General features: G+C 34.5%; 22 protein-coding genes and 1 tRNA gene. 8 read left to right on the top strand and 15 right to left on the bottom strand.

Features of this window, described 5'->3' with window-relative positions; all coding sequences use genetic code 11:
• The first annotated feature begins 124 nt into the window (after positions 1 to 124).
• Entirely contained in the window at positions 125 to 679 is a 555-nt protein-coding gene (locus tag LNP04_RS15505; protein WP_229983807.1) for a hypothetical protein, read from the top strand.
• A 71-nt stretch (positions 680 to 750) separates the two neighbouring features.
• On the opposite strand, the gene LNP04_RS15500 is transcribed toward LNP04_RS15505, so the two are convergent.
• The 3 genes from LNP04_RS15500 to LNP04_RS15490 all read right to left on the bottom strand — a co-directional run bounded on the left by LNP04_RS15500 (position 751) and on the right by LNP04_RS15490 (position 6,601).
• Positions 751 to 1,140 carry a hypothetical protein gene (locus tag LNP04_RS15500; RefSeq protein ID WP_229983806.1) on the bottom strand — a complete coding sequence of 130 codons (390 nt, stop codon included), beginning with the start codon at positions 1,138 to 1,140 and terminating at the stop codon, positions 751 to 753.
• A gap of 68 nt (positions 1,141 to 1,208) precedes the next feature.
• On the bottom strand, positions 1,209 to 1,679 hold the full coding sequence (locus LNP04_RS15495) for an Lrp/AsnC family transcriptional regulator (protein ID WP_047446659.1): 471 nt from the start codon (positions 1,677 to 1,679) through the stop codon (positions 1,209 to 1,211).
• Between the two features lie 134 nt (positions 1,680 to 1,813).
• A complete protein-coding gene (locus LNP04_RS15490) occupies positions 1,814 to 6,601 on the bottom strand; it encodes a translocation/assembly module TamB (protein WP_229983805.1) in 4,788 nt (1,595 codons plus the stop codon).
• Between the two features lie 4 nt (positions 6,602 to 6,605).
• On the opposite strand from LNP04_RS15490, the gene tsaD reads away from it, so the two are divergent.
• The 3 genes from tsaD (at position 6,606) to LNP04_RS15475 (ending at position 8,847) form a co-directional block, all read left to right on the top strand.
• Entirely contained in the window at positions 6,606 to 7,622 is a 1,017-nt protein-coding gene (gene tsaD, locus LNP04_RS15485; RefSeq protein WP_229983804.1) for a tRNA (adenosine(37)-N6)-threonylcarbamoyltransferase complex transferase subunit TsaD, read from the top strand.
• 75 nt (positions 7,623 to 7,697) lie between these two features.
• A complete protein-coding gene (locus tag LNP04_RS15480; RefSeq protein ID WP_229983803.1) occupies positions 7,698 to 8,108 on the top strand; it encodes a hypothetical protein in 411 nt (136 codons plus the stop codon).
• Between the two features lie 40 nt (positions 8,109 to 8,148).
• Positions 8,149 to 8,847, top strand: a complete 699-nt coding sequence (locus tag LNP04_RS15475; RefSeq protein WP_229983802.1) for a 16S rRNA (uracil(1498)-N(3))-methyltransferase — start codon at positions 8,149 to 8,151, stop codon at positions 8,845 to 8,847.
• Here the strand turns inward: LNP04_RS15475 and LNP04_RS15470 are convergent.
• The 3 genes from LNP04_RS15470 to LNP04_RS15460 all read right to left on the bottom strand — a co-directional run bounded on the left by LNP04_RS15470 (position 8,840) and on the right by LNP04_RS15460 (position 10,772).
• Positions 8,840 to 9,289 (bottom strand): hypothetical protein, encoded by a 450-nt coding sequence (locus LNP04_RS15470; protein ID WP_229983801.1) that lies wholly within the window; start codon positions 9,287 to 9,289, stop codon positions 8,840 to 8,842. The two genes, LNP04_RS15475 and LNP04_RS15470, sit on opposite strands and share 8 nt — an antisense overlap.
• A gap of 149 nt (positions 9,290 to 9,438) precedes the next feature.
• Entirely contained in the window at positions 9,439 to 10,098 is a 660-nt protein-coding gene (locus LNP04_RS15465) for an XAC2610-related protein (protein ID WP_229983800.1), read from the bottom strand.
• Positions 10,098 to 10,772, bottom strand: a complete 675-nt coding sequence (locus tag LNP04_RS15460; RefSeq protein WP_229983799.1) for an RNA methyltransferase — start codon at positions 10,770 to 10,772, stop codon at positions 10,098 to 10,100. The genes LNP04_RS15465 and LNP04_RS15460 overlap by 1 nt, the downstream gene beginning before the upstream one ends.
• 81 nt (positions 10,773 to 10,853) lie before the next feature.
• Between LNP04_RS15460 and LNP04_RS15455 the strand changes: the two genes are divergently transcribed.
• The 3 genes from LNP04_RS15455 to LNP04_RS15445 all read left to right on the top strand — a co-directional run bounded on the left by LNP04_RS15455 (position 10,854) and on the right by LNP04_RS15445 (position 13,328).
• Entirely contained in the window at positions 10,854 to 11,870 is a 1,017-nt protein-coding gene (locus tag LNP04_RS15455) for an asparaginase (protein WP_229983798.1), read from the top strand.
• A gap of 60 nt (positions 11,871 to 11,930) precedes the next feature.
• Positions 11,931 to 12,017 (top strand) — tRNA-Ser (locus LNP04_RS15450).
• Between the two features lie 306 nt (positions 12,018 to 12,323).
• Entirely contained in the window at positions 12,324 to 13,328 is a 1,005-nt protein-coding gene (locus LNP04_RS15445) for a hypothetical protein (protein ID WP_229983797.1), read from the top strand.
• Positions 13,329 to 13,853: 525 nt separating this feature from the next.
• On the opposite strand, the gene LNP04_RS15440 is transcribed toward LNP04_RS15445, so the two are convergent.
• The 5 genes from LNP04_RS15440 to LNP04_RS15420 all read right to left on the bottom strand — a co-directional run bounded on the left by LNP04_RS15440 (position 13,854) and on the right by LNP04_RS15420 (position 21,268).
• Entirely contained in the window at positions 13,854 to 14,552 is a 699-nt protein-coding gene (locus tag LNP04_RS15440; RefSeq protein ID WP_229983796.1) for a hypothetical protein, read from the bottom strand.
• Positions 14,553 to 14,950: 398 nt separating this feature from the next.
• The gene (locus LNP04_RS15435) at positions 14,951 to 16,393 is read right to left on the bottom strand and encodes a TolC family protein (protein WP_229983795.1); all 1,443 of its coding nucleotides are present in this window, start codon (positions 16,391 to 16,393) and stop codon (positions 14,951 to 14,953) included.
• Complete coding sequence (locus tag LNP04_RS15430; RefSeq protein WP_229983794.1) at positions 16,380 to 19,574, bottom strand: efflux RND transporter permease subunit; 3,195 nt, start codon at positions 19,572 to 19,574, stop codon at positions 16,380 to 16,382. The genes LNP04_RS15435 and LNP04_RS15430 overlap by 14 nt, the downstream gene beginning before the upstream one ends.
• 74 nt (positions 19,575 to 19,648) lie before the next feature.
• Positions 19,649 to 20,731 (bottom strand): efflux RND transporter periplasmic adaptor subunit, encoded by a 1,083-nt coding sequence (locus LNP04_RS15425; RefSeq protein WP_407928662.1) that lies wholly within the window; start codon positions 20,729 to 20,731, stop codon positions 19,649 to 19,651.
• A gap of 147 nt (positions 20,732 to 20,878) precedes the next feature.
• Positions 20,879 to 21,268 (bottom strand): hypothetical protein, encoded by a 390-nt coding sequence (locus tag LNP04_RS15420; RefSeq protein ID WP_229983792.1) that lies wholly within the window; start codon positions 21,266 to 21,268, stop codon positions 20,879 to 20,881.
• A 245-nt stretch (positions 21,269 to 21,513) separates the two neighbouring features.
• On the opposite strand from LNP04_RS15420, the gene LNP04_RS15415 reads away from it, so the two are divergent.
• Entirely contained in the window at positions 21,514 to 21,891 is a 378-nt protein-coding gene (locus tag LNP04_RS15415) for a hypothetical protein (protein WP_229983791.1), read from the top strand.
• A gap of 39 nt (positions 21,892 to 21,930) precedes the next feature.
• Here the strand turns inward: LNP04_RS15415 and LNP04_RS15410 are convergent, their stop codons facing one another.
• The 4 genes from LNP04_RS15410 to gldL are packed head-to-tail and all read right to left on the bottom strand — an operon-like array spanning position 21,931 to position 26,303.
• On the bottom strand, positions 21,931 to 22,962 hold the full coding sequence (locus tag LNP04_RS15410; RefSeq protein WP_229983790.1) for an FAD-binding oxidoreductase: 1,032 nt from the start codon (positions 22,960 to 22,962) through the stop codon (positions 21,931 to 21,933).
• Positions 22,963 to 23,016: 54 nt separating this feature from the next.
• Entirely contained in the window at positions 23,017 to 23,955 is a 939-nt protein-coding gene (gene gldN / locus LNP04_RS15405; protein WP_229983789.1) for a gliding motility protein GldN, read from the bottom strand.
• A 22-nt stretch (positions 23,956 to 23,977) separates the two neighbouring features.
• On the bottom strand, positions 23,978 to 25,570 hold the full coding sequence (locus LNP04_RS15400) for a GldM family protein (RefSeq protein WP_229983788.1): 1,593 nt from the start codon (positions 25,568 to 25,570) through the stop codon (positions 23,978 to 23,980).
• A 40-nt stretch (positions 25,571 to 25,610) separates the two neighbouring features.
• Positions 25,611 to 26,303 carry a gliding motility protein GldL gene (gene gldL, locus LNP04_RS15395; RefSeq protein WP_129536209.1) on the bottom strand — a complete coding sequence of 231 codons (693 nt, stop codon included), beginning with the start codon at positions 26,301 to 26,303 and terminating at the stop codon, positions 25,611 to 25,613.
• Between the last annotated feature and the right edge of the window lie 12 nt (positions 26,304 to 26,315).

The raw sequence follows: 26,315 nt of genomic DNA, 5'->3' as shown, positions 1-26,315 counted from the left end.
CACGCTTTCGGGCGTGTTTTTTGTTTTGCATATACCGGAAGCTACAGATTGTAATGATGGAGAAATACTTGGTTTGGTAATTGCTGTTCTATTTTTAGTGAATAAAAATATTCAATACAAAAACATGAAAAAATTATTACCCGTACTACTTGGAATCATCTTTATCTTAATGGGAACGGATTCTGCCAAAGCTTGTTCACCGGTTCACACGCCGTTTAATCAACTTTTAGATAATTTTGACCCAACATTAAATACGGCAGTAGAAGGTTATTTTATTTCTCCAAATACTTTTAAAGTGACAAAATCATACAATCCAGCAATCAAAGTTGGGAGCGAAAATAAGGTTTTCGAATATGGACCGTTCGGAAGCCAATGCGAAATGTACGAAATGGAAAGCGGCATTGACCCAAGATTTATTGGAGCAAAAAACAGCAGAATATTATTTTCAAATAAAGACCGAAGCAAAAATGGAAAATTAGTAACCCCCATTTTCCATGGAGAAGGAGTAGCAATCAATGGCTCAAAAACAGTAACGTTTAATCATTATGTTTCCTCAGATAAAGCACCCTACTCTCAGGAATATCGCTTTTCTGCAACTTTAAATGAAGTAAGAAAACGTTTTATACAACAGAAAACAACAACTCATTTAAAATGGAATAAGAGTGTTATTAAAAGATAAAATTTCACTGTAAATAACTAATCCACCGAATATTCAGTGGATTTTTTTTGTAATAAATATTTTAAAATTAATTATCTAAAAAACTTCCACTTCGGAATAATGGCCAGCATTCCAAAACCTGTAAAAAGGAAAAGATTGGTAACGTCTGAATACAAGAACGTAGACAAATAATAATTGTGCATAAAGAAATGCAGAACAAGCATCACCGGAAAAAGAATGATGCCTATTTTTCTGTAAAAAAACATGAGCACAATTCCTGCAATCATTAAAATATCGATTGAGAAAATAAAATAAAAATATCCTGAAGGAATATTCAGGGTTTCGTGTTGCAGATACTCGTCAAAATCGAGCCCGATTCCCATGAAAGTAAATAAAAGCAGAGACGCCAATGCCAAAATAAAACCCCATCCTTTTTTCGGATCTTCATCAAAATAACTGTATTCTTTATATTCCTTTTCCATAGTGCAAAAATAAAGAACTTATGAATTACTTCATAAGTTCTTTGGTATTTATATCGTCTAAAATTTGATTAAATCGAGATCGCATTGATCAATCTGTTTTTATCGCTCAAAAACTCTTCCATTGAGATCATACTCTCAGTTCTCATCACATCCTGGATGTCGTCGATCTGATAAATAATCTTTTTAGCGTCTTCAGTATTTTTAGCTTTTACCTTACAGAAAATGTTGTATTTTCCAGAGATTACGCTTGCTTCTACTACGTTTGGAATGGTTCCTAACTCCTTCAAAACCTCTTGAGTGCGGTTTGATTTTGTTAAAAGGATTCCGATAAAAGCTGTAAAGTGGTAATCTAACTTACCATAATCTAAATTAAGAGATGATCCTAAAATAATACCTGCATCTTCCATTTTCTTCACTCTTACATGAATTGTTCCTGCAGATACGTCCATCTGTTTTGCAATTTCTGTAAAAGGCATTCTTGTGTTTTCTACTAAGAAATCAAGAATTTTCTTGTCTATTTCGTCCAGTTGATAGTTCATATTAGTGAAATTATATTTTTCCTAAAAAATCGATAAATTTTTTACAAAATTAAGAAAAATATATTAACTAAAAAAAATATATCAAACATTAACAATAATTAACACGGATGATAAAAATCATTCAAGGATTCAGATTATTTAACCGTTGATTTTACGGAATCTGTTTTTATTTCCTTACTAGCAGGAGGCTGTTTTTTATCTTTTCTCTTCTTTTTAAAGAAAGAATTGAAGCTTTTACTCCATACAATACCACCACCATACGCCTGATTTGCAGAACCGTTGGTGCCAACCGTCCCAACACCCATTCCGATATTGGTTGGTTTAGAGTACCCTCTTAGAAGTAAAGTCCCGTCATTCTTTTTAGAAATATCATACTCTATACTTCCTTCTCCGGAGAGATAGTTGGTTTCTGTAGCATCTGTTTTATTTAAAGGAATACCCAATCCGGTTTTCACGGTAACTCTTGGTGAAAGATCAAAACTCACTCCAGCATTAGCACGGTCACCCAAATTTGAATTCTGATCAGCTTTTACATAATTTAAATCAATCTGAAATTCATTACTCATTGTATTAAGCACTGACCCTAATTGTTTAAGCAACATATTGTAACCCGAAGATTCTGCTACGCCAGCCGCATCAAAATTTAAATTCCCTGTATTGGAAACATTAAAACTGTTTAATAGTAAGATAGAACCAAACTGCAAAACATTCTCTCCTTCTGTCTGGTTTATCCTTGCTGCTAAAGTTTCTTTTACCTGACTCGATACATCAAGCGCAGTAACATTCAGTGCTATTTTAGGATCACTTAAAGTATTGGTGATATTTGCCTGCAGAAGAATACTGATTGGCTGCAACTGACCCATGTTCAGATACTCCCCTGCATTAGAAACCATTCTCACATAATTTGCTGTAATATCTAGCATCGGCTTCATCGCATCACCGTCCCAGCGTATGCTGCTGTTTTTCTGAATCTGGAAAGTCCTGTTTAAGATTGCTTTAGACACAAACGTTCCACTATCCACCATATAAGATCCGTTCATTGCAATGGCACCCTGTCTTCCCATCTGGAATCTCAAATCATCAGCAATCCCTTTTACCGTAATATTTCCGACATCATCACCCACCAGAACGTTTACCGTAGTTCCTTTATCAACATCAAGACTGAAATCGATATTCATATTGGCTCCGGATTTTTTCTTCTCTTCTAAAGTTACCAGACCGTCTTTTCCCTCTTTCAGGAACCTCAGCATTTTAAATTCTTCAACATTTGAAGTTGAACTTGAATTGAAAGTAAATGTACTTCCGTTCAATGCTTTCATATTTGGAGTTGATAAATTTAATGCAGAAACCGGACCGTCGACGTATAAATCTCCCTGACCATAAACTCTTCCCCAGAAAAGATCATATTCTTTCTGAGTGGTATTCAGCATTAATAAATTATCGGCTCTCATTACCAGGTTGACCCCCATCGATGATAAAGTTTCAAACTGAATCGCCCCGGAAATTGTTCCTTGTGAATTGGTTCTTCCGTCATGTACTCCAATATTGTTCAAAATCGCCAAACCTTTAGAAAGCGGAATCACTGTATCGTCAAAAGAATAATCAACTCCCGTGAACAATAGTTTTAAACCAAATTCCTTTAAAGCAATGTCGCCACTATAATCAAGATTTTTAAGCGTTCCGTTTATTTTTAAATCTCCGGTTGCTTTTCCTCTTAAATTTCCAAAAATGGTTTGTACAAACTGTTGGGTAAATGCTAAATCGAAATCTCTCAATTCAGTAACCAAATCGATTGTTGGAGATGGTGTATTGTTATTAACCGTACCCGTTAGGTGAAGATTATTATTTCCAATCACACCTGCTGATGTTACTTTTACATCGACATCATATACATTTAAAGAAAATCCGTTGACCGCAGAAATGGTAAGGTCACCCATATCATTTCCGTTCATCATAATATCATCAACCGTTAAATCAACCAATGGCTGCAACGTGCTTTTATCCATTTTGATTTTCACACTTCCGTTGGCCAAACCTTTAATATCCATCGGGTTTCCGCCTGCCTGCATCTCCAAAAGCTTTTCTATCGCAAAATCCTGAACTTCAGCATCCACATAGAAATCTTTCGCAGATTTAAATATCGATTCATTAATCAATAAAGAACTGTTATCTGAATAAATCTTAAGATTTCTGACTTCAAAATCTTGTGTTTTCTTACGATAACTAATGTAATGATCAAGCTCAGGACTCGTATCAATCGACCATTTTACATTATTGAAATTAACTTCAGTCGGCTCAAATCTGAAGATATAATCTCCCGCCGGATTTGTTGACTGATTAAAATTAATTGCATAATTCTTCAGATTATCATCCAACTCATCTTCCGGACTTCCATGTTGGAAGCTGGTTGCGATTCTGAGCGTCGAGTTATTTTCGTTTTTCCCTGTAAGAAGGATATCTTTGAGGATATTTTTATTGTATTCTACCCTTTTAATTTTTGCATATAACTGCTGGTCAAGATTTGCAGTATTGATTCTCACGATGACACTATCGACTAAGGCACTGTCTCTGGTAATCACCTCTCTTGGATTGACCGTATAAGCTGGGTTTGCATCTGCCAAAGCCATGTCCGCATCGGTGATTTCCTCTTTTTTGGTCATCACATATTTCAGAGAAGCGGCATCAAGATTTAGAATTAAATTATTTGAATTCCCATCATACTCGCCTTCCACCGTTGCGCCTTGAGGAAGTTTTAAATCTGGCATAAAATAGCTCACCAAACCTTGCTGAACATCGAAGTTCATCATAAAATTCTGTCCGCGGTACAGTTTTCTTGGTGGCGGACCGACTAAAATTTTACCTAAGCCGTTTTCTACCATTCCAGCTAAATCAGCAAGATTATATCGTCCTGAAATTTTACCATCCACTGCGCCCGGAGCATTGACATCGATCACCCGATTTCCGCTTTCAATGAAAGTTTTCACTTTAGCATTCGGAATCTGATAGCGTTGAGCTGCCGTTGCAAAATTGATATTATTGGCTTCAACATCAAGATTTAAATCGTTCAGATTCGTCATCGACATTTTCCCATTGACTTGACCGCTTATAATCTGACTTCCCGGTTTATCGGTGAAATAATTCATATTCAGATGCGTAACATTGGCATCAACATTTGCGGAAATTCTTTTTGTGCTGAAATCAATCAAACCTTTTACGGTAGCTTTTGCCTGTTCATCATTTACGGTAATTAAACCATTGTATTTTCTATGATCAAGCAGACCGTCCAGATTCAGATTATTGATTTCTTTGTTCATGATCTCAATGCTCGAAATCTGAGATTTTGTTCTGATTTTCATCGTATTGACATCAAAACTTTGCCCGTCAATATTGAATTTTCCTGAAATAAGACCCACTGTTTTACTTTTGGTAATCACCGAGGTATTTAAATCTCGTACTTCTGCATAGCCTTTATATTTAGGCATCGTCGTGCTGAAATCTGTCAGTGAAAAATTGGTAATTTTTGCCTGTCCGATTCCCGTCATCAGGTTTCCTGAAGATACATAAACTTGTTTTGGAGTAACTTTTACGTCTCCGTTGTATTTTAATTTTCCGAAATCATCTGCGAAGTTTTTCATTTTGATTGAAATGAAATTCGGCATCATCGCTTTCAGATCTTTGTAGGTGAAATCTGCGGAAAGATTATTGGTTTCAATTAAGAAATTACCTTTCAACAGATTGGTAATGTTCATTTTTTGCGTGGCAATATTTACCGAAGGATTTCTAATCAGGAAATTATCTAACCTAAATTGATTTAACGGACCTGTCATTTTTCCGCTGATATTGAACGGAACAAAATTATCCCAATTGGTGACAAAATAAGAGATATCATAACCGCTCAACTGACTTCCCAGCTTAAGATTCATATCCCATTTCACCTTATTGGTAAAATCTGCCCACGAACCTTTATTTAAATTAAATTTAATATCACCCTGAAGAAGTGAATGATCGGTATTTAAGGTTAAATCTTTCAGAAAAAGATAATCTTCAGTCATGGAGAAATCAGTAGAAAAAGTATCTACAAAATGCGCTTTTCCCCATCTTTTAGTCGTGAATGTAAAATTATTGATGGTCGCATTAATATTCACACCGTTAACTTTCAATTTTGGAGCTATCAGATTGACATTGGTTGCTGTAAGCCATTTTCCGGGCTCACCGGGCGAATTCTGATTAACGATAGAAACTTTTGAATTTAAAATCTCCAATCTTGAATTTAGCTGAAACGGCGGTTTCGTCGGATCTTTTTTCTTCCCACTGTCAAATAATTGAGTAAAACGGATGAAGTTTGAAATACTGTCACCTTTATAGGTAATCACTTTTATATCCGCATCGATAAGGCGTAAGCCGTTAAAACTTAATGAATTGTTTTTGCCAACATTCGTAGCCAAAGAAAACCAATCTGAATTGGCTTTGAACTCTCTTGCCTTAATGAAGTCTAAATCTTTATAATCCTTAATTCTTAAACCTTTGATCGTAACGTCTCCAAAGAAATCTACTTCTACACTTTCGGTAGACATTTTTGCTTTGAAATCTCTGTTGACAATCTGCAAAGCCTGATCTGCAGCCCATCTTTTAGTTACCGGAAGATTAATCGCAATAAAAACAAAAGCTACAATACCAAGAACTGTCCAAAAAAGAATCAGTAAAAGTTTTGCCCACCAAGAGTAACTGACAACATCTTTTGCAGCCTGTTTTCCGAATTCCTGAGCGGTATCTATCGGATGATGAATGGCATCAGAAGCAAGCTCAGAAGCCTCTTTCACAGTCTCCTGAACATTATCAACCGTCTTCTGCACCTGATCACCTAAGTTTTCAGCTACCGATTTTTTATGCTCATTTTCGTTATTATTCTCTAACTTTGCCATTACTATGAGTGACTCTATAATTTTAGGTATCGAATCGTCTTGTGACGATACTTCAGCAGCCATTATCAAAGGAAATTCTATTCTTTCAAATATTGCCGCAAACCAGGAAATCCATAAAGAATATGGAGGCGTGGTTCCTGAGCTTGCGTCACGAGCTCATCAGCAGAATATTATTCCCGTAGTAGAAAAATCCTTTACCAAAGCAAATATACAACAAAATGCAATCTCTGCCATAGGCTTTACCCGTGGCCCAGGACTTTTGGGTTCTCTCCTCGTAGGAACCTCTTTTGCTAAGTCTCTGGCTATGAGTTTAGATGTTCCTTTGATTGAAGTAAATCACCTTCAGGCGCATATTTTGGCGCACTTCATCGACGATGCAAATCCTGTGCCGCCTAAATTCCCTTTTTTGTGTCTTACGGTAAGCGGCGGACATACCATGATTGTCCTGGTGAAAGATTATTTTGACATGGAAATTATCGGAAAAACCATCGATGATGCGGCCGGTGAAGCATTCGATAAAATCGGCAAAATTTTAGATTTGGATTATCCGGCGGGACCGATTATCGACCGTTTGGCAAAAGAAGGAAATCCTGATGCATTTAAATTCAATAAACCAAGATTAGAAAATTACGATTATTCTTTCAGCGGAATTAAAACTTCAGTTCTTTATTTTATTCAAAAAGAAGTAAAGAAAAATCCTGATTTCATTAAAGAAAATATGAATGATCTTTGTGCTTCTGTACAAAAGTGCATCATTGAAATTTTAATGAATAAACTGGAAAAAGCTGCGAAAGATTTAGATATAAAAGAAGTTGCGATTGCGGGTGGAGTTTCTGCCAATTCCGCTTTAAGACAAGTGATGCAGGACAATCACAAAAAATTAGGCTGGAACATTTACATTCCGAAATTTGAATATACAACGGATAATGCCGCAATGATTGCAATGGTAGCCCAACTGAAATTTGAAAGAGGGGAATTTACAGATCTGAGAACTACAGCAACATCAAAATATGATTTATAAAAGATATTTTCTTTCCCCAACTCTAAAAGGATAGAAAATCTCCTAAAAAATAACGACTTAAATAAACATCTACAGATGAAAGTATTATTAGAAGAAAAAGTACTGGGAACGCAATCTAAAAAAAACTCAAAATATTATTGGGTTTTGGAAACCATTACTGGAAAAAATGAAGTGACAGAAAAATCTGAAGACGACGATTATTTGATGGCGAGTTCAGAAATAGGATATGTTCAAAATGTAAAGGATGAGATTATTGAGAAAATCAATTCAGAAAATGTGTTTAGTTTTGCTTACGAACCCAAAGAAGGAGATTATTTATCGATCAAAAATAATTTAAGAAAAAACGAATATCTGAATTTGATTTTTATGAATAATAAGTGGATTGAAGAAATTTACACTTGTTCGTACAGAGATTGTGAAGGCGATATTTATACGACGATAAAAACCGGAGTGGCTTTTTTGAGCGATAATGAAATTACGTTTTAAAAATCACATAATTGTCTAATTTTCTTTTTAAAGTATAAAAATGAAACTTTTTTTTGGAGAAATCAATAACGGAAAATCAATCATTAACGACGAAGAGCAGCAACACATCGTGAAAGTTCTCCGCATGAAAAACGGTGAAGAAATTCATGTAACTGATGGAAAAGGAAATCTTGCTTTCGGAACATTGATTATTGAAGGTAAAAAAGCAGGAATTGAGGTTTTAGAAATTAAAACGGAAACTCCAGATTTCAGTCCGAAACTTCATATTGCGATTGCTCCAACAAAAAATATTGACAGAATTGAGTTTTTTGTTGAAAAAGCTGTTGAAATGGGAATTTCTGAAATTACGATTCTTCAAACCGAAAAAACAGAACGTAAAAACCTGAATATTGATAAATTAAGAAAACAGGCAATTTCAGCCTCAAAGCAAAGTCTTAGATTTCATTTTCCTGTTATCAATGATTTAATTAAAATTCAGGACTTTCTTAAAACGGTTGATCATGAAACCACTTTTGTTGCGCATTGCAATGAAAATTTAGAAAGAATAAATTTAAATCAAATTCCAAAATTAGAAAACTACACTTTTCTGATTGGTCCGGAAGGAGATTTTTCAGATAAAGAAATTTTGTTTTTAGCAGAGAAAGGAATTAAAGCAGTTTCTCTTGGAAATCAGCGCTTAAGAACAGAAACCGCGGGAGTTTTTGTTGCAGCCTGGAATTATAACAAGATGATTAAATAGATTTTTCTTTAAATCTTTTTATTGGCCAGGTTATTCCAATTTGAAGAGTATTGATTGGAAAATTTTCGACTTTCAACAGTCTAAAATTATATCCAACAGTGAGTTTTCCACCACCGCCGCCAAATCCAAAATAAGGCATTATTCGTGGAATTACTTTTTCAAAATTGGTCTGAAATTGCACTTCTGCACCCAAAGACATTCCAGCATTGGAACTTACTCCTACTTTTGGTGCCATAAAAAATCCATGACGGTTATTGATAATGAAATCACTTCCTGCATAATACACTTTTGCGGCGCCGTGATTTCCACCATAACTAATGATTTTAGCAAGAACAACTTCGATGATATGCATTTGTGATGCCCTAAAAGTTTCCGTATTATCTTTTGCATCACCTGCATAATGATAGCCAACTAATATTGCTGGAGTAACTGTTGTTTTCAATTTTCTTTGAGATAGTGTATCAAATTTCAGTTGCGAAAACAAACAGGCTGATAAAAACAAAAACAAAACAGGCAATAATCTCACCATGATGATTTAAAATTTTAATTATAACTTTAAAAAGCTGAATTTATTATTTAGTCAATCTTTTTTTAATCACCCTCACCCTCTACTTCAGAGTGTGTTTGGATATATTTTCCTTTTTTGAATTGATAAGGTGAATAATAATAGGTTGAAGGACCGGCATGATAACTTGATGTAATTTCTTTACTCTTTTTATGAGCAACAGGATTTATAATTTCACCAAAAGAAGGTGAAAATTTATACTTTCCTGACTTTTTATCATAAAGCCATAAATAATACGATTGATCAACCATTCCCACCCACTTGATCAGTTTAAAATCATTATAGCCATCAAAATTCCAGTCTTCGTCAGAAGAAAAATCGACTTCGTAGTCATGAAATACAATTGTAGAATCTTTATCGATTTTTAATTGTTGAAACAACTTGCCGGATTTCAAAACGTTTACTTTTGTGAAATTGATCATCCCACTTTTCTCTTCTTCGCAAAAAACCTTGTATTCAAAACCGTTTCCTTTTTTTGAAAGTGTATATTTTCTTACAATTTGCGATCTTTCTTTCTCTTCTTCTTCCTGAATCTTTAAAATTTCTTCGTCAGTCAGTTTAACTTCTTTCTCCTTTGAAATTACTGAAGAATCTTGTGGCATTTTAGGAGCAACAAATTTTGATTTATTCTCTTTTTTACAAGAAAAAATCAAAAGTAAAACAATCAAGAAAAAGATGTTTTTCATCAGCTTAAACTAATATTATTTTCTCTTAAATATTTAGCTAAAATCTGCTCACCGCTTTTTATAGAATTTACAGTCCAGCGAATTTTCATTCTCATTAGCTTTTCTTCATTTAATTTATAATCAATATTAGATTTTATCAGTTTTTGTTTTAATTCATACATACAAATGGAAGCCGCAACAGAAACATTAAAACTTCTCGTAAAACCATACATCGGAATCGCCAAAGTTTCATCAGCAAAATCTAAAATTTCTTGAGAAACACCTTCCATTTCAGTTCCAAAAACAAGAGCAATAGGTCCTGTAATTTCGTAATCTGGTAAAAATTTCGCATTTTTTTCGAGCGAAACTGCCACCATTTTATAACCTCTGTCTTTGATATTTTGAAAAGATTCCATATTCCGAGGAAGTCTTTCTACTTCAACCCAAGTATCTGCGCCTTTTGTCACTCTTAAATTGGGCTCAAAACTATGTTCTTCCTGTAAAGCAACAACTTTATGAAAACCACAAGCTTCAACGGAACGCACAATTGCCGCTGCATTTCTGAACTGATAAATATCTTCAATCACCGGAAGGATAAAATCTGAACTTTCAGGGGCAAAATGCTCAATTTTTCTTAATCTTTCTTCCGTCAAAAACTGCTGTAAATACTCGTAAGTTTGCTCTAAATCTTTCATCTTCTTTCAAATCTTTGCAAATTAACGTAATTTTGAAATTCTGAATCTGAAAATGATTTAAATCTTTTAAGAAAAGTTCACATGAAAAGAAAAGTCCTGCTTATTTATACCGGTGGAACGATTGGTATGGAAAAAGATTACGAAACCGGAAGTCTCCGTGCCTTTGATTTCGGAAATATTTTTGAAAAAATGCCAGAAATGAAGCTAATGGAATGTGAAGTTTTCGTTCATCCTTTCGCACAGCCGCTCGACTCATCCGATATGGGACCTGAAGAATGGAGAATGATTGCTAATTTGGTATTCGATAATTATAAAAAATACGACGGATTTTTAATTCTTCATGGAACAGATACCATGTCTTACACCGCTTCTGCATTGAGTTTTATGTTGAAAGGTTTGACAAAACCAGTTATTTTAACAGGTTCACAGCTTCCAATCGGTGATTTAAGAACGGATGCGAAAGAAAATCTTTTGACAAGCTTATATTATGCAAGTCTGTATGAATTTAATGATGCGGTGATTCAGGAGGTTGCGATTTACTTTGAGTATAAATTATTGAGAGGAAACCGTACTTTGAAATATTCTGCAGAGTATTTTGATGCTTACGCAAGTCCGAACTACCCGATTTTGGGGCAATCCGGAGTTCATTTAAAAATTAAAAAGGATAATCTTTTCCGTTGTGATGGGAGAATCGAGTTTCATGTAGACGAACATATTTCTGAAGATGTTTTGTTTTGGCGAATTTTTCCGGGAATGAAACTTAATCATTTTAAAGAAATTCCAAAAATGAAAGTTTTGATTTTGCAGGTTTTCGGTTCTGGAACAATTTTTAGCAGTGAAAAAACTTTGGAAACTTTACAGCAAATCAGAAATAACGGAACTGAAATCGTAGTGGTAAGTCAGTGTATTTCAGGCGGAATTTCTTTTGGAAAATATGAAAATAGTAATATTTTCTCAAGAATCGGAGCCATCAGCGGAAGAGATATGACTGCTGAAGCTGCGATTACCAAAGCAATGCATTTGATTGACAACCCTAATTACAGCGGAAGTTTTGCTGATAATTTCTCGTGGAATCTTTGCGGAGAAATAAGCGGGTAATTTTAAATTAAGAATTTGTTAATTCAATAAAATAGCCTATTTTTGCAGTCTTCAAAACATAGAGAGGTGTCCGAGTGGTTGAAGGAGCTACCCTGGAAAGGTAGTATGCGGGTAACTGTATCGAGGGTTCGAATCCCTTCCTCTCTGCAAAAGCGTTGATTTTCAACGCTTTTTTTATTTTTAAAAATTCTAGTCTTTTCCCGTCTGCATGACTTATGTCGGAATATATAAATTGCTCTATCAGTTTTTCATTTATCATTGTTGCGTTTATCCACATATAAATAAAATTAATGAACTAATTTACAAATCATTATATAAAATCCACACAAGATAAGCGCAATAATACATATTTTATATTGGCTTAATGCGTAAATTTAGATGTTGGCAGAAATGCTGCAAAGCTGTATGAATAACTAAACAAATTAATAACAACCAATAAAATTATTTTAAATTATGAAATTTACAAAGGTATTATTTTTAACTTTTGGACTATTTGTTTCAGTCTGTAATGCACAGGATGTAAAAGAAATTGAAAAACAAAAATCAAAATTAAAATTATTTGAAGGAGAAAAACTTGAAGGAGATTATGCAAATCTTCACAATAAATATGCAGGGAAAGTTGTATTCTCGAATTCTGAAATCGAAAAATCAGATACTGATTCAAAATTCATTACATCCTACACATTCGGAGACAAACTATACATTAAAGGTTTCTTTTCTCAATCCATGATGAATAGTATGTTCTTGCAGATGACGGAAAATGGCGTAAAAGCAAAAGATATTAATGCTGGTACTGATTCCAGAATATGGGATTCCGGATACAAATTATATTTATATTTAGATGGAAAAGGGATTGCAATTGATGATGATTCTAAATCTGAAATTAAAACATCTTTGTCTCTAAAAGCTACTCTATATAGTGGTGATAATAACAGTGAAAATTTCGGTGAAAGACTTTTTAAAACATTAAAATCAAAATCTAATTTGTTGACACCTGGAGGACATAAACTAAAATTAGTTTATATTCCTTATATAACAAATTCTATTGCGAATAATATAGATTTCAAACCAATTTCAGTGGGAGAAATAGATATGGTAATTAAAGATCTAAAGTTTGATAAAAATGACCCTGTTTTTTGTATGCCCGCTGCAAAAATGAATGAAAAAGGCTTGGAAGCTAAAATTATTAATTTTATTAAATCAAAAGGATATAATATTGAGCCAAAAATAGTACGAGTAACCTCGGATAAATGGACTATCAAAAGAAATAATTACGGAATAATAACTAAAAGATATATTGAAACATATGTTGGGTATACGCAGGATGGAAAGTGTAAATATCTGTATTTAGATATTAATCAAGATTATGATGGAGCAGGCTATCAAGATGACATTTACTTTACTACAGGAATTGATTTTACAAAAGATAAAGTAATAAGCTGTGAATGTTTAAAATAATAAAACTAGCATAATAATTCTATTTTATTATATTTTATACAACAAACAATATAATTGAATAGATCTCTAATGGAAATTATTATTTTAGATTGTTAAAAAGCACATCTGCCAACAGGGGTTTACAAAAAACGGGGATGAAGTTCTTCGATTGAACATTTGTGCAAGGTTCAACAGCAGTATTTTTATTGAACTTTTGCGCTAAAAACCCCTGCCTTCGGCAAGCCCCAAAAAGTTAGATAGAATAACGAGCTTAGTCCGAGTAAAAACACCATAGTTAATAATTTCATTTTTATAAATTTATAAAAAACAAAAACCAGATCAATCGATCTGGTTTTTTGCTTGAAATGCAGTTTCAAAAATGCACTTCGACAATATAATGAAGTATGAATGTTGGTGTTTACTTGGTTGAATTACAGACTTCCTTCCTAGCCCGGATTGCAACGACATCCTTTTTCTGGATTAGCTTTGCAAAAAAAGCGTGGGCGAAAAAGATACAGCGGAAAGCCGGATTAAGCTCCTAAAAAATCAATTGCAAACCGTGAGAAAATTCTGATTTCTCATATGAATTTTCATCATTGCTTCAGAGCGGAGTTCGCTGTAAATACTTTGTTCGAAATTTTCAACCGCTTTCAGTTTGTAATCGATGAAATCTGCAATTCTCACGACTGAAAAATAGAAATTTCTGTACAAAGCCATATCGACTGTACTTCCAAAATGAGGCAGAAAAGCCTTTAAAAACGGAAGTTTTTTCTGATGTAAATTATAGTCCAGGCAATATCCTGTCTTCTCTTTTGCAGTGATGATTTCGTAATGATTGATATAGTTTAAAATTGTCTCATTTTCTTTCATTGAAATTTTATTTTTCTGAAAGTAATGATGAATTCTGTCTAAAATATGTTGGGCATATTCCATCATGCTGATGGTTTTCAACTCAGAAATGTTGTTGATTCCCGTTTTGAAACTTTTTGCATTGGCATGATTCATATTAAATGAAATTCCAAAGTTTTCATGATATGGAAAAAAACAGTTTTTCACTTCAATCACAGCATCTGCCTGTAACTTGTCTTCTGAAAAATTATAACACAAATAAGGTTTGTACATCTCTTTTACATGAAGTAAAAAATCTGTTTCACTCGTATTTTTGGCATTTTCAAACCACTTTTCAAGATTGTTATAATATTGATTTTCGAATTCTCTGAAACTTAAATAAAACGGAATTTCCATAGCTCTTAATATTTTATAGAGCAAAGCTATAGGTGTAAAGCGTCAAAACTTGACGTGTTTTATTTTGGATTAAACTATTTTTAGAAAAATCTTCGACTGAAAAAACTCAAAAAGTTGATTTGTTACAAACAAAGTGTTGGAGACTTTCTACGAACGCATGAGGTTTCCCGCAAGTTGCAGGAGACTTCCTGCGTTTGCAGTTGGTCGTAAACAGGGTTGTTTTAAATAAAATGCGAATGCAGGAAGTTACAAACAAGGTTGTTTTAAACCTCCGTCGCTCGAAGAAATTTACAAACAGAATTGTTTTTCAATTACGATATTATTTATAAAAAAGTTCGGCTCTGAAAACAGAGCCGAACCCAACGATTGAAATAATGATATATGAATATAAAAAAAAATTATTTCCAGCCGCCGCCTAAGCTTTTGTAAATGTCGACAACGGTGCTTAACTGTTTTTGCTTTGCTTCGATAAGTTCCATTTTTGCATCTAAAGCATCTCTTTGGTTTAACAAAACTTCCAGATAATCCGCCCTTGAGTTTTTGAAAAGCTGATTCGCAATATCAATCGATTGGTCTAAAGCCTGAGTTTCCTGAGATTTCAACTGATAATACTGATCGATGTTTTTCACTTTCGACATCAGATTTGAAATATCTAAATAGGCATTCAAGATCGTTTTGTCATATTCGTACAATGCCTGAATCTGTTTTGCATCTGCTGTTTGAAAATTAGCTTTGATAGCACTTTTGTTAATCAGCGGTCCTGCCAATTCTCCAATCAAATTGTAAGCAATGGATTCCGGCATCTTAATTAAATAAGATGGTTTAAAAGCTTCCAATCCTAAAGTTGCAGAGATTTCCAAGCTTGGATAAAACTCTTTTCTTGCGGCTTCAACATCTAATTTTGCTGCTTTTAATTCTAATTCTGCCTGCTTAATATCAGGACGATTAGCCAATAATTGAGACGGAATTCCCGTATAAACCGTTTGCGGAATGGTAGACATAAAACTCTCTTTCGTTCTCACAATGGGTTGCGGATAACGACCACAAAGTGCATTGATCTGATTTTCTTTTTCAGTAATCTGCTGACGAATTGTGTATTCTGTAGCTTTAGATTTTGCCAATTCAGCTTCAAATTTTTTCACCGCCAATTCCGTTGCTGCAGCTGCCTGTTTCTGGATTTTTGAAATTTCTAAAGCTCTTTTCTGCAATGTGATGTACTGCTGTATAATATCCAACTGATTATCCAGCGCCAATAATTCGTAATAATTATCAGCAACTTCCTCAATCAGATTTGAAAGAACAAAATTCTTTCCTTCAACTGTCGAAAGATAATGTGCAACTGCGGCATCTTTCTCATTTCTAAGTTTTTTCCAGATATCGATTTCCCAGTTTGCCATCAAACCGCCTTCAAAATTTCCAAGCGGATCAGGCATTTCTTTTCCTGGCTCAATTTCTGTGGAAGCATCACCTGCTCCTTCACTTGTGTAACGACCTGCTTTTTTTACTCCTGCTCCTAAACCAGCTCTCACATTGGGAGAAAGTTTTCCTTTTTTGGCAACGACTCCACTTTTGGCAATTTCAATTTCCTGCAGCGTAATCATCAACTCCTGATTATTTTTAAGAGAAGTTTCAATTAAACTTACCAGATTCGGATCGGTAAAAAATTGTCTCCAGGGAGTTGTTCCGCTGTTATTATTTACATCCTGTTGTTCATCTTGCTTAAAATTCTCAGGAATATTATTTTTCACTTCGTCTTGAATGACAGTTGCCATCGGCGCTTTACAACTTGCCAATACAAGCGATACAGCTATAGCTACAATATATTTATTATAAATCTTCATGTTTATCATCGTGTTGGTAAGGTTCTGTTTGTTCTGTTAAAGGATTTTCTTCTTCGTATTTTGCTAATCTTGTTTTGTCGGCAATAGTTCCGAAAATGTAGTATAATCCAGGAATAATCATCAGTCCGAAAACGGTTCCCAAAAGCATTCCTCCAGCTGCAGCCGTTCCGATGGTTCTGTTACCAACAGCTCCTGGTCCGGTTGCCATTACTAGTGGAATTAATCCTGCTACAAATGCAAATGAAGTCATCAAAATGGGTCTGAAACGCACTGCAGCTCCTTCAACTGCCGCTTTCGCCACAGAAATTCCTTCTTCTGCTTTTTTCTGAACGGCAAATTCAATAATTAATACGGCATTTTTACCTAAAAGTCCGATCAACATAACCATTGCAACCTGTGCGTAGATGTTGTTTTCTAAACCTAAAAGTTTTAAACATAAAAACGCTCCGAAAATCCCTGTTGGCAATGAAAGAATTACCGGTAAAGGAAGAATAAAGCTTTCATATTGCGCAGAAAGAATTAAATAAACAAATCCTAAACAGATTAAGAAAATATAAACTGCTTCGTTTCCACGACCTACTTCATCTTTTGAAATTCCCGCCCAGTCGATTCCGAAACCTCTCGGTAAAGTTTTATCTGCCACTTCCTGAATAGCTTTAATCGCCTGTCCGGAACTGTAACCAGGAGCCGGAGTTCCACTCACTTCAGAAGAATTATACATATTATGTCTCGTGATTTCCGAAAGACCATATACCTTTTCTAAATGCATAAAATCTGAATACGGAACCATCTGATCTTTATCATTTTTCACGTACAATTTCAACAAATCACTTGGTAAAGCACGATACTGCGGACCTGCCTGAACAATTACTTTATAAGGTCTGTCGAAACGAATGAAACTTGTTTCGTAGTTTGAACCAATCAAAGTAGAAAGATTGTCCATTGCTTTCTCGATACTTACGCCTTTTTGTTCGGCTAAATCATTATCTATTTTAAGCATATATTGAGGGAAACTTGCCGAGTAGAATGTAAATGCAGAACCTAATTCGGGACGCTTTTTTAATTCTTTTACAAAATCCGTACTCACCTGTTCCATTTTCTGGTAATCACCACTTCCTGCTTTATCGAGAAGTCTTAATTCAAAACCACCTGCAGCTCCATAACCAGGAATAGAAGGCGGCTGGAAAAATTCAATATTCGCTCCCGGAATATTTTTGGCTTTTTCTTCTAGCTTTTCTATAATTTCGGCAGCAGATTCAGAACGCTCTTCCCAACTTTTAAGGTTTATCAGACATGTTCCAGAGTTTGAACCTGTTCCTTCCGTTAAAATTTCGTAACCTGCCAATGAAGAAACAGACTGTACCCCATCAATATCTTCAGATTCTTTCAATAATTCTTTTGCAATCTGATTAGTACGTTCCAACGTTGAACCCGGTGGCGTCTGAATAATCGCATAAATCATTCCCTGATCTTCACTCGGAATAAATCCTGAAGGCAATGAGTTGCTTAAAAAGTAAGTACAGGCACAGAAGATCAATAACAAAGGAAGTGTAATGAATTTTTTAGTTACTGTTTTATTCAATAACTTTTCATATTTCCCAGCTCCTTTGTTGAATAGACCGTTGAATTTATCTAAAAGGATAGTGATAGGACCTCTCTTTTTCGCTTTTCCATGGTTATTTTTCAGAATTAAAGCACATAAAGCCGGAGTTAAAGTTAATGCAACAATCCCAGAAAGAATAATCGCAGAAGCCATTGTAATCGAAAACTGACGGTAGAAAACTCCAACCGGTCCCGACATAAATGCCACAGGAATAAATACAGCCGCCATTACCAAAGTGATTGCGATAATTGCTCCACTGATTTCATGCATTGCTTCTTCAGTTGCTTTTAATGCTGAAAGTCCTTTTTCTTCCATCTTGGCGTGAACTGCTTCAATCACAACAATCGCATCATCGACGACGACCCCAATTGCCATTACCAAAGCGAAGAGCGAAATCATATTTAAAGTAATTCCAAATGCGGACATGACAGCAAAAGTTCCTACCAAAGAAACAGGAACTGCAATGGCAGGAATCAATGTTGAACGCCAATCTCCCAAGAATAAAAATACTACGATTGCCACCAAAATAAAGGCCTCGAATAAAGTATGAACTACTTTTTCTATTGATGCATCCAGGAATCTTGAAACGTCATAACTGATGTCGTAATGCATTCCTTTCGGAAAGTTGGTTTTCTCCAACTGAGCCATTAAGGTTTTTACATTTTTGATAACATCACTTGCGTTTGATCCGTAAGATTGTTTTACGGTAATTGCTGCGGAAGGTTTTCCGTTTAATGTAGAATAAATATCGTACATCGAAGAACCAAACTCAATATCGGCAACATCTTTTAATCTTACAAATTCACCGGCAGATTTGGCTTTAAGAATAATATTTCCGTAATCTTTTTCATTATTAAAACGTCCGGAATATTTCAAAATATATTCAAAAGACTGAGAACGTTTACCCGAACTTTCACCTGTTTTTCCAGGAGAAGCTTCTAAACTTTGTTGGTTTAAAGCTTCCATTACTTCATCAGCTGAAATATTGTAAGCCGTTAATCGATCCGGTTTCAACCAAATACGCATTGCATATTCACGAGTTCCCAAAATATCGGCAAAACCAACTCCGCTCACCCTTCTCAATTCAGACATTACATTGATATCTGCATAGTTGAAAAGGAATTTCTGGTCAGCTTTAGGATCGTCACTGTATAAATTGATGTACATCAACATATTCGGTTCTTCACGGGTGATTTTCACCCCTTCTCGAACTACCAAAGGTGGAAGTTTATTTACCGCAGAAGAAACACGGTTTTGGACATTTACCGCTGCAACATTGGGATCAGTTCCCAAATCGAAAACTACCTGAATAGAAGTTTCACCGTCATTTCCTGCATCGGAAGTCATATATTTCATTCCAGGAACACCATTTAATGAGCGTTCCAAAGGAATTACTACTGCTTTTACCAACAATTCGTTGTTCGCTCCGGGATACGTTGCCGTAATATTTACTTTTGGCGGAGAAATCGCAGGAAATTGTGTGATTGGAAGTTTCATTAACGATAGAACTCCCATAAAAACGATAATCAAAGAGATTACAATCGACAGAACAGGTCTGCGTATGAATTTTTTAAACATAAAAAAATTATAAATGATAAATTATTAATGATGAATGATGGATCAATGATCGCTTATCAATTATCATTTATTTTTTACTCTGCTTTTAATTTTAAAGACTGAAGAACTTTCTTCGGATCCTGGAATTTCACTTTTACTTTTTGGTCGTCTTTCACTTTCTGAACTCCTTCCAACAAGATTTTATCACCACCTGAAAGACCAGATGCAACAACGTAAATATCCGGAAGTTCATAGGCAACTTTAATATTTCTAGATTTTGCTACCCCATTTTTATCAACAACAAAAACATATTTCTGATCCTGAATTTCGTACGTTGCTTTCTGAGGAATAATTAAAGCATTCTTCAGAGGTAAAGTCATACGTACTTTTCCGGTTTCACCATTTCTCAACAGTTTTTCAGGATTTGGAAATTTAGCTCTGAAAGCAATATTTCCTGTTTCGTTGTCAAACTGACCTTCAATGGTTTGAATTTCACCTTGCTGATTAAACATCTCGCCATTTGCCATCATTAAGCTTACATTCTGGCTTCCGCGGTCTGCAATATGGGTTTGATAATTCAAATATTCAGGTTCGGAAACGTTGAAATAACTGTAGATGTTGGTATTATCTGAAAGTGTTGTCAAAAGATCACCTTCATCAACCAAACTTCCTAATTTCAATGGAATTCTATCGATAATCCCTGAGAATGGTGCTTTAATATCCGTAAATGAGAGATGAATCTGTGCTAGTTTCATTTCAGCATTTGCTGCATCTAACTTAGCTTTTGCCATTAATCTTTCATTTTTTGAAACAATGTTGTTGCTGGCAAGAGTGCTTGCATTTTTAAGTTCGATAGAAGCCTGTTCAACTTCAGCTCTTGCTTTTAGTAATTCTGCCTGATAAATCTGCGGCATAATTCTGAACAAAGTTTGTCCAGCTCTTACATATTGACCTTCATCAACGTAGATTTTCTCAAGGAAACCTTTTTCCTGCGCACGAACTTCAATATTTTTCACAGACTGAATCTGGGCGACATAATCTTTGTTAATAATCGTATCCATTTTCACAGGTGACGTCACCGGATACACTGAATCTTCCTGTTTTTCTTCTTTTTTCCCATTGCAGCTTGCAAGCAAAAGGACAGCGCTTAAGACAACGCCTGGGAGAACTCTTTTCATCATAATCTAGAGTATTATTAAAATCGTTAAATGTTAGTTTGAATAAATAATTCTGGGGAGTATTTACATTATGAAATCAGAATAGACACAATGCAAGGCTTTTTCGTTCCTGTTTTGGAACAAAAAAGATAATCGGAAAATGAAATTTTAGATTCTGATTGAACGAATCAGAATGAATGTTTTTACAGAATGAACATGCTGTAAAAATTCAGAAATAGAAGGTTTAAATCTTTTCTTAAATAATAATCCAAATGAATAAATCAATCCAAAAACACTCGCAAAAAAGATAATTGCCTGTACAGTATCAGATAACTGAAAATCATCTTCTGTCAATTCTAAAGTAAAATTATCAGCAGTATCAGTAATCTGCTGAACAGAAAACTTCGCAGCAGACAGATTCGATTGTTCAGCTTTATTTGGATAATTGTGAGAAATATGACCAGAAAAGTCGCTTCGCAAAGTTTTGACATTAAGCTTGCTTTCCACTACAAAAAGCAGAAAAAGGCTAGTCAAAAAGTATACGATGTAGTTTCTCATTTGAAGAGGCAAAGGTAAGTTTAGATTTTAATACTCAATTCACTATTAACAAAATTTAACTCTTCTTGAATTTCGCTGAAAACTGAATGACAGAAACAATAAATTACACATACCCTTAAAAAAAATCCATAAATAGACTCCAAATTCTTTAAATTATTAAAAATTAACATATTTTAAAGAAAAATAATTGTAATTTTACACAACCAAATCAATATTATTGAAAACCATAAAAATCACAATTACAAATGAAAAAATTACTACTTGGATTCTTTATAATCCTCACATTAGCAGCATGTAAGCATTCTGCAAAAGACCCTGATTTAGCCGTAGTAAATACCGAAGCGGAGTCTCAAGACGATATTACAAAAGAAACTATTTCTGATCGTCATGGCGATGAAATGGAAGTCATTACCAACAATACAAGAGATATTATCACAGTACATCTTAACGGAAAGACGTATGAATTGAAGAAAAATCACTCTACTCCCGGATTTTCTACTGAGGATAATAAATATTTGTACACTGAAACTAAAAATGAAGTAACCTTTCTAAAAAAAGAAATGGATATGGTTTTATTCCATGGGAAAAGAAATCAGGCTGAAACCAAAATGGCCTCACAATAAAAATACAAAAGACGCTCGAATTGAACGTCTTTTTTTTATTTAAAACCTATCTAAAGAAATTTCCGCAGGCAAATCAATCTTGTTTTCAATAAAATCATAAATACTTTTGGAGAAATAGCAACCATTCAAAATTCCTCTTGCACCCAAACCGTTGAAAACATAAAAATTCTGATGTTCAGGGTGTCTCCCAACAATTGGTCTTCGGTCTTTTACAGTGGGCCTAAAACCAAAGTGAACTTCTTCTGTATCAAAATCATTTGGATAAAATTCAGACAATCCTTTTTGTAATTGCTCTACTGCAGACTGATCAATATGCTCATGCAACTGCTCCCGGTCGTATGTTCCGCCATAGAAGTACAGTTCATTATTTAACGGAAATAAAAAGTGTTTCTTTTTGATAGTAATATCTTCCGGAATTGGCTCAGAAAGCTTTACTCTGATGTGATGTCCTTTATTTGGGATTACCGGAATGTCTGAAAAAAAAGGATTATTTTTTACACCCATTCCTTCGCAGAAAATAATATTTCTAAAGTGGAAATCCTGATACGTCGAGTTTTCAGCATTCACTTCATTATAATTAAATTTTTCTTTGATTAATTGAGCATTACTCTCATGAAATCTTAGTAAATCATTAAAAAATCCATGAACGTTTAATCTGGCAGACTGATTAACCATTCCTGAACTAAAATCGTTTTTAACGCCCTCCAAATGCTTAAAATTCTCGTCTAAAAATTCGGCAAGTTCTTCCGATTGCGACTTTTTAAGCCATAGTTTCTGTTCGTTCTCATCATGAAAAATTCTGTGAATGGAAGCGTCAATTAGATAATTTGTTCCGGTATATTTTTCTATTTCATTGAGTGAGGTTTTGAGAAAATCTAGCTGTTGCTGAGCGAGCCAAAATGTAGTAAATTTCTTAAGCACAACAGGATTGATGATTCCTGCGGATATTTGAGATGCGCTTTTCCTTCCCTCAGAAAAAATAACGAATGACTTTTTGTTTTTTGTCAATTGATGGGCAAAAAATAATGCGGCATAACCGTCACCAACAATAATATAATCTACATTTTGCATAATAAAAAAACCTGAGTAAAAGTACTCAGGTTTTTTATAAATATCAAGTGAAATTTAGTAATTCCACATATCATTTTCCATTTGAAGAATTTGTTCTTTGATTCTGTCACTTTCTTCTAATTGCTCCTCAGCATTTCTAGGAATGTAGTCTTTAATAATACCATCACCTAAACCAGTTGAAGATTTATAAATAATTGAAGAAAATCTTCTTGCATTAATTATATCGTCAAAAGATAAGTCTGCAGATGAATTATTTCTGTTGAAAACATAGTTGTTTGCTAAGATCTCTCTAGCTTTTGGATAGTAAATCCAAAATAAATCAACTAATTCATCAGCTCCAGCCATAGGTTGTCCATCTGGACCAATTCTTCCTACAGAAGTTGGATCTGGACCCATTGCTGCAATACCTAATGGTCTGTATTTCATTTGACCATCTCTCTTGTCAACGAACCACATCCCCATGATTTTCAAAACCTTAACCTTATCAGTTGTCGTTCTAATTAAATCAATATATTGCTTTTTTTGAGCTTCTGTTGGAGTTACACCAGAATTTATAATTTCAATTAATTCATCATCAATTCTTTCACTTTCCAACTTCTTTTTAATTCCTTCAGGAGTTGATCTAGTCGCAAAATTTTCATCTTCATATACTTCCTCGATTTTCCCTTCCAAAGCTGCGTCTAACAAAATTTGATATAATGATCTTGTAGTCTTTGAAAGTAAACCGTCTGGATTATCATAATAGAATGGCTGATTAATTTTATCATTCATGTCTATTATCTCCCATACCATCATACTTTTTGCGATGTCTTTATCATCTACAAAACCGTACTCAAGTGGTTTTACTTTATTGCTAATAACAGTATCTCCCACTTTTCTCATATTTTCAGCTCTCATCTGTCTGAACTCTTCCGGAGAAGAAGCATTTAGAATAGTCTGGGAGAATGCAAACCCAGTAACTAAAACTAAAACACTGCTAATATATTTTTTCATAATATGAATTTACAAATTAATCTTATTGAACATTGATAATAACTGGTGAAATCTCTTTTAACCTCTGATTACCAAGTCCTGTAGCTGTAGCTTGGATATCATAAATTTGAACAACATCACCTGGTCTAAGACCTCTTAAAACTCCCTCAGCAGCAGATAAAGAACTACCTTGAATCATTGTTCCTGCTCTTCCTGGAATTTTTAATATAAAGCTGTTAACAGTAAATGACACAGGGAAATCAAAGTCTGGTAATGTAGCAGCTACAACCTGATTAGGAATTGATGCAGCCGGCATAAAGTTAACTGCTTTTCCTCTAATCTGACCTTGTGGTCTCGGAACACCTTTAATTCTATATTCAAATACCTGAGAAACAGATTTACCTGTAGGATCAGTTCCAGAAAGCGTTAATTTCACAACATTCCCTGTAGAAGGAATAACATTCCATTTACCTTTTCCTGTGCTCTTAACAACAGCTCCCGGAGCAGATAGAGATAATTTAGCATTGTCTGCACCAAGGATAGATCCTGTCACAGGGTTTTCTAAACCTCTATACATTACATTCATCTTATCAGCTGAAAGTAATAAACCTTGTTCAAGTTTTACTTGTTGAGGACCCGCAATTACGTTATAAGTATGCGTGAAAGGATATTGCGTAGCTTTTCCTGTAGCATCTGTTAATGTAATAGTTCCACCGATTTTTCTTTCACCAAGACCTCCGGTGTTTAAAGGAAGATATCCTTTACCGTTTTCTTGTCTGCTTACACCACTAATGCTGATTTTATTGCTGTTAGAATAAGTTCCTAACATAATCACTGCTTCAGCTTTCTTTCCAGATTGGATATCAGCAGGAGCAGAAACAATTGCCTCATATTGGTTAAATTTGATGCTCGCATCTACTTTTTCCTGAAGCATTAAAGCTAATGCATCAGACTGCACGTTTCTCGCATCATTCTGAATAATTTCTAAGTTAGAAATCGCAGCAATAAGCGGTTGGTGATAGAATTTATTCTGAAACCAAGTTTTACCATTTGGAGATTTTCCATTAGCATACTCTGCAGATAATGAGGTGTTTGCTCTATCAACTAATTTCTTAAGTTGTTGGTTACCACCGAATTTGGCGTTGATGTAATTTTTCACATCATCCATCTTCTTCTTTAACTCTAAAGCACCTGCTGATGGGCTATTCTCCTCACCTTCTTTAAAGAAATACTCTGTAGTTGCTTCGTTATTATTCAATGCTGAGAAGTTCTCACTCACATCCATATCCTTACCGGTTTTAGGATCTTTATCAAGAAACTCAGATTGTTTTTTAAGCTTTATTTTAATTTCTTCAGTAGAAGATACCAAAAGATCAATTTTAGCTTTAAGACCTTTATAATCTTCCCAAGGCTGAGCATATGTATCTGGTACCTGCTGAGCTTTAGCTTCTAAAGTCTTCTCAAAAATATCTTCATTCTTCTGTTCTGTCAAGAACCTAGTTTCCTTAAGAGCTCTTGTAGAATCATAATATGATCTAATGATCTCAACATCAATGTTTAGGGCCATCATTGCGATGAACACCAAATACATTAGGTTGATCATCTTCTGACGTGGAGTCTGTTTTCCTTTTGCCATTCTCTTTTCTTTAGTTTTTTATTAAATTAATGGTTGGGGATTACGACTTCATTGCAGTTAACATACCACCATAAACTCTGTTTAAGCTGTTTAAGTTTGTTGTTAAACCTTGTAATTCTTGATTAAACTTCTCAGAGTGCTCAGCTGACTTCTGCATATCTTCAACATATTTTTTAGCAAAATCAGACTGTCTCTGACCACTTTCTAATTGCATTGCATATAGAGCGTTCATGCTTTCCATGTGTTGAGCAGCTTTGTTTAACTGATCGTTATACTTATGAGTAGAAGCAGATACATCAACAGTTTGGTTGATTTGATCTACTGAACTTGAGAATTTATCGATTCCTGTTCTTAATCTATCAAATAATTGTACATCTAATTTTGCATCCTGAAGCATCTTGTCTAATTTACCAGATAGAGAATTTTCTAATTCAGCAAAATGATCGATTGTATTTTTAGAAGAAACATTTGAATGTAATGGGTTTGGGTTTGCATGTTTATCTAATAATTCAGGATAAACATTTTCCCAATGGTAAGACTCTTCAGCTGCCGGAGGGTCAAAAGCGAAAATAATAAAGATAATTGCCTCTGTAACAAGCCCTACTGTAAGTGCGATGTTACCGTTGATTGGGCCAAATGAAATGTGAGTAATTTTAAGCCAAGCTCCAAGAATTACAATTGCAGCACCGAATGAATAGAAGAAATTCATCCAAGCATCTTTAGTCTTAAACATATAAGTTAGTTT

This window comes from Chryseobacterium sp. C-71 (assembly GCF_020911865.1).
Taxonomy (GTDB): Bacteria; Bacteroidota; Bacteroidia; order Flavobacteriales; family Weeksellaceae; genus Chryseobacterium.
The sequence above is the reverse complement of the archived record's forward strand: the minus strand, read 5'-3'. Positions and strand labels throughout refer to the sequence as shown.

Coding starts and splice junctions, on each gene's coding strand:
- LNP04_RS15505 (WP_229983807.1), top strand. CDS start 125: ATGAAAAAATTATTACCCGTACTACTTGGAATCATCTTTATCTTAATG.
- LNP04_RS15500 (WP_229983806.1), bottom strand. CDS start 1,140: ATGGAAAAGGAATATAAAGAATACAGTTATTTTGATGAAGATCCGAAA.
- LNP04_RS15495 (WP_047446659.1), bottom strand. CDS start 1,679: ATGAACTATCAACTGGACGAAATAGACAAGAAAATTCTTGATTTCTTA.
- LNP04_RS15490 (WP_229983805.1), bottom strand. CDS start 6,601: ATGGCAAAGTTAGAGAATAATAACGAAAATGAGCATAAAAAATCGGTA.
- tsaD (WP_229983804.1), top strand. CDS start 6,606: ATGAGTGACTCTATAATTTTAGGTATCGAATCGTCTTGTGACGATACT.
- LNP04_RS15480 (WP_229983803.1), top strand. CDS start 7,698: ATGAAAGTATTATTAGAAGAAAAAGTACTGGGAACGCAATCTAAAAAA.
- LNP04_RS15475 (WP_229983802.1), top strand. CDS start 8,149: ATGAAACTTTTTTTTGGAGAAATCAATAACGGAAAATCAATCATTAAC.
- LNP04_RS15465 (WP_229983800.1), bottom strand. CDS start 10,098: ATGAAAAACATCTTTTTCTTGATTGTTTTACTTTTGATTTTTTCTTGT.
- LNP04_RS15460 (WP_229983799.1), bottom strand. CDS start 10,772: ATGAAAGATTTAGAGCAAACTTACGAGTATTTACAGCAGTTTTTGACG.
- LNP04_RS15455 (WP_229983798.1), top strand. CDS start 10,854: ATGAAAAGAAAAGTCCTGCTTATTTATACCGGTGGAACGATTGGTATG.
- LNP04_RS15445 (WP_229983797.1), top strand. CDS start 12,324: ATGAAATTTACAAAGGTATTATTTTTAACTTTTGGACTATTTGTTTCA.
- LNP04_RS15440 (WP_229983796.1), bottom strand. CDS start 14,552: ATGGAAATTCCGTTTTATTTAAGTTTCAGAGAATTCGAAAATCAATAT.
- LNP04_RS15435 (WP_229983795.1), bottom strand. CDS start 16,393: ATGAAGATTTATAATAAATATATTGTAGCTATAGCTGTATCGCTTGTA.
- LNP04_RS15430 (WP_229983794.1), bottom strand. CDS start 19,574: ATGTTTAAAAAATTCATACGCAGACCTGTTCTGTCGATTGTAATCTCT.
- LNP04_RS15425 (WP_407928662.1), bottom strand. CDS start 20,731: ATGAAAAGAGTTCTCCCAGGCGTTGTCTTAAGCGCTGTCCTTTTGCTT.
- LNP04_RS15420 (WP_229983792.1), bottom strand. CDS start 21,268: ATGAGAAACTACATCGTATACTTTTTGACTAGCCTTTTTCTGCTTTTT.
- LNP04_RS15415 (WP_229983791.1), top strand. CDS start 21,514: ATGAAAAAATTACTACTTGGATTCTTTATAATCCTCACATTAGCAGCA.
- LNP04_RS15410 (WP_229983790.1), bottom strand. CDS start 22,962: ATGCAAAATGTAGATTATATTATTGTTGGTGACGGTTATGCCGCATTA.
- gldN (WP_229983789.1), bottom strand. CDS start 23,955: ATGAAAAAATATATTAGCAGTGTTTTAGTTTTAGTTACTGGGTTTGCA.
- LNP04_RS15400 (WP_229983788.1), bottom strand. CDS start 25,570: ATGGCAAAAGGAAAACAGACTCCACGTCAGAAGATGATCAACCTAATG.
- gldL (WP_129536209.1), bottom strand. CDS start 26,303: ATGTTTAAGACTAAAGATGCTTGGATGAATTTCTTCTATTCATTCGGT.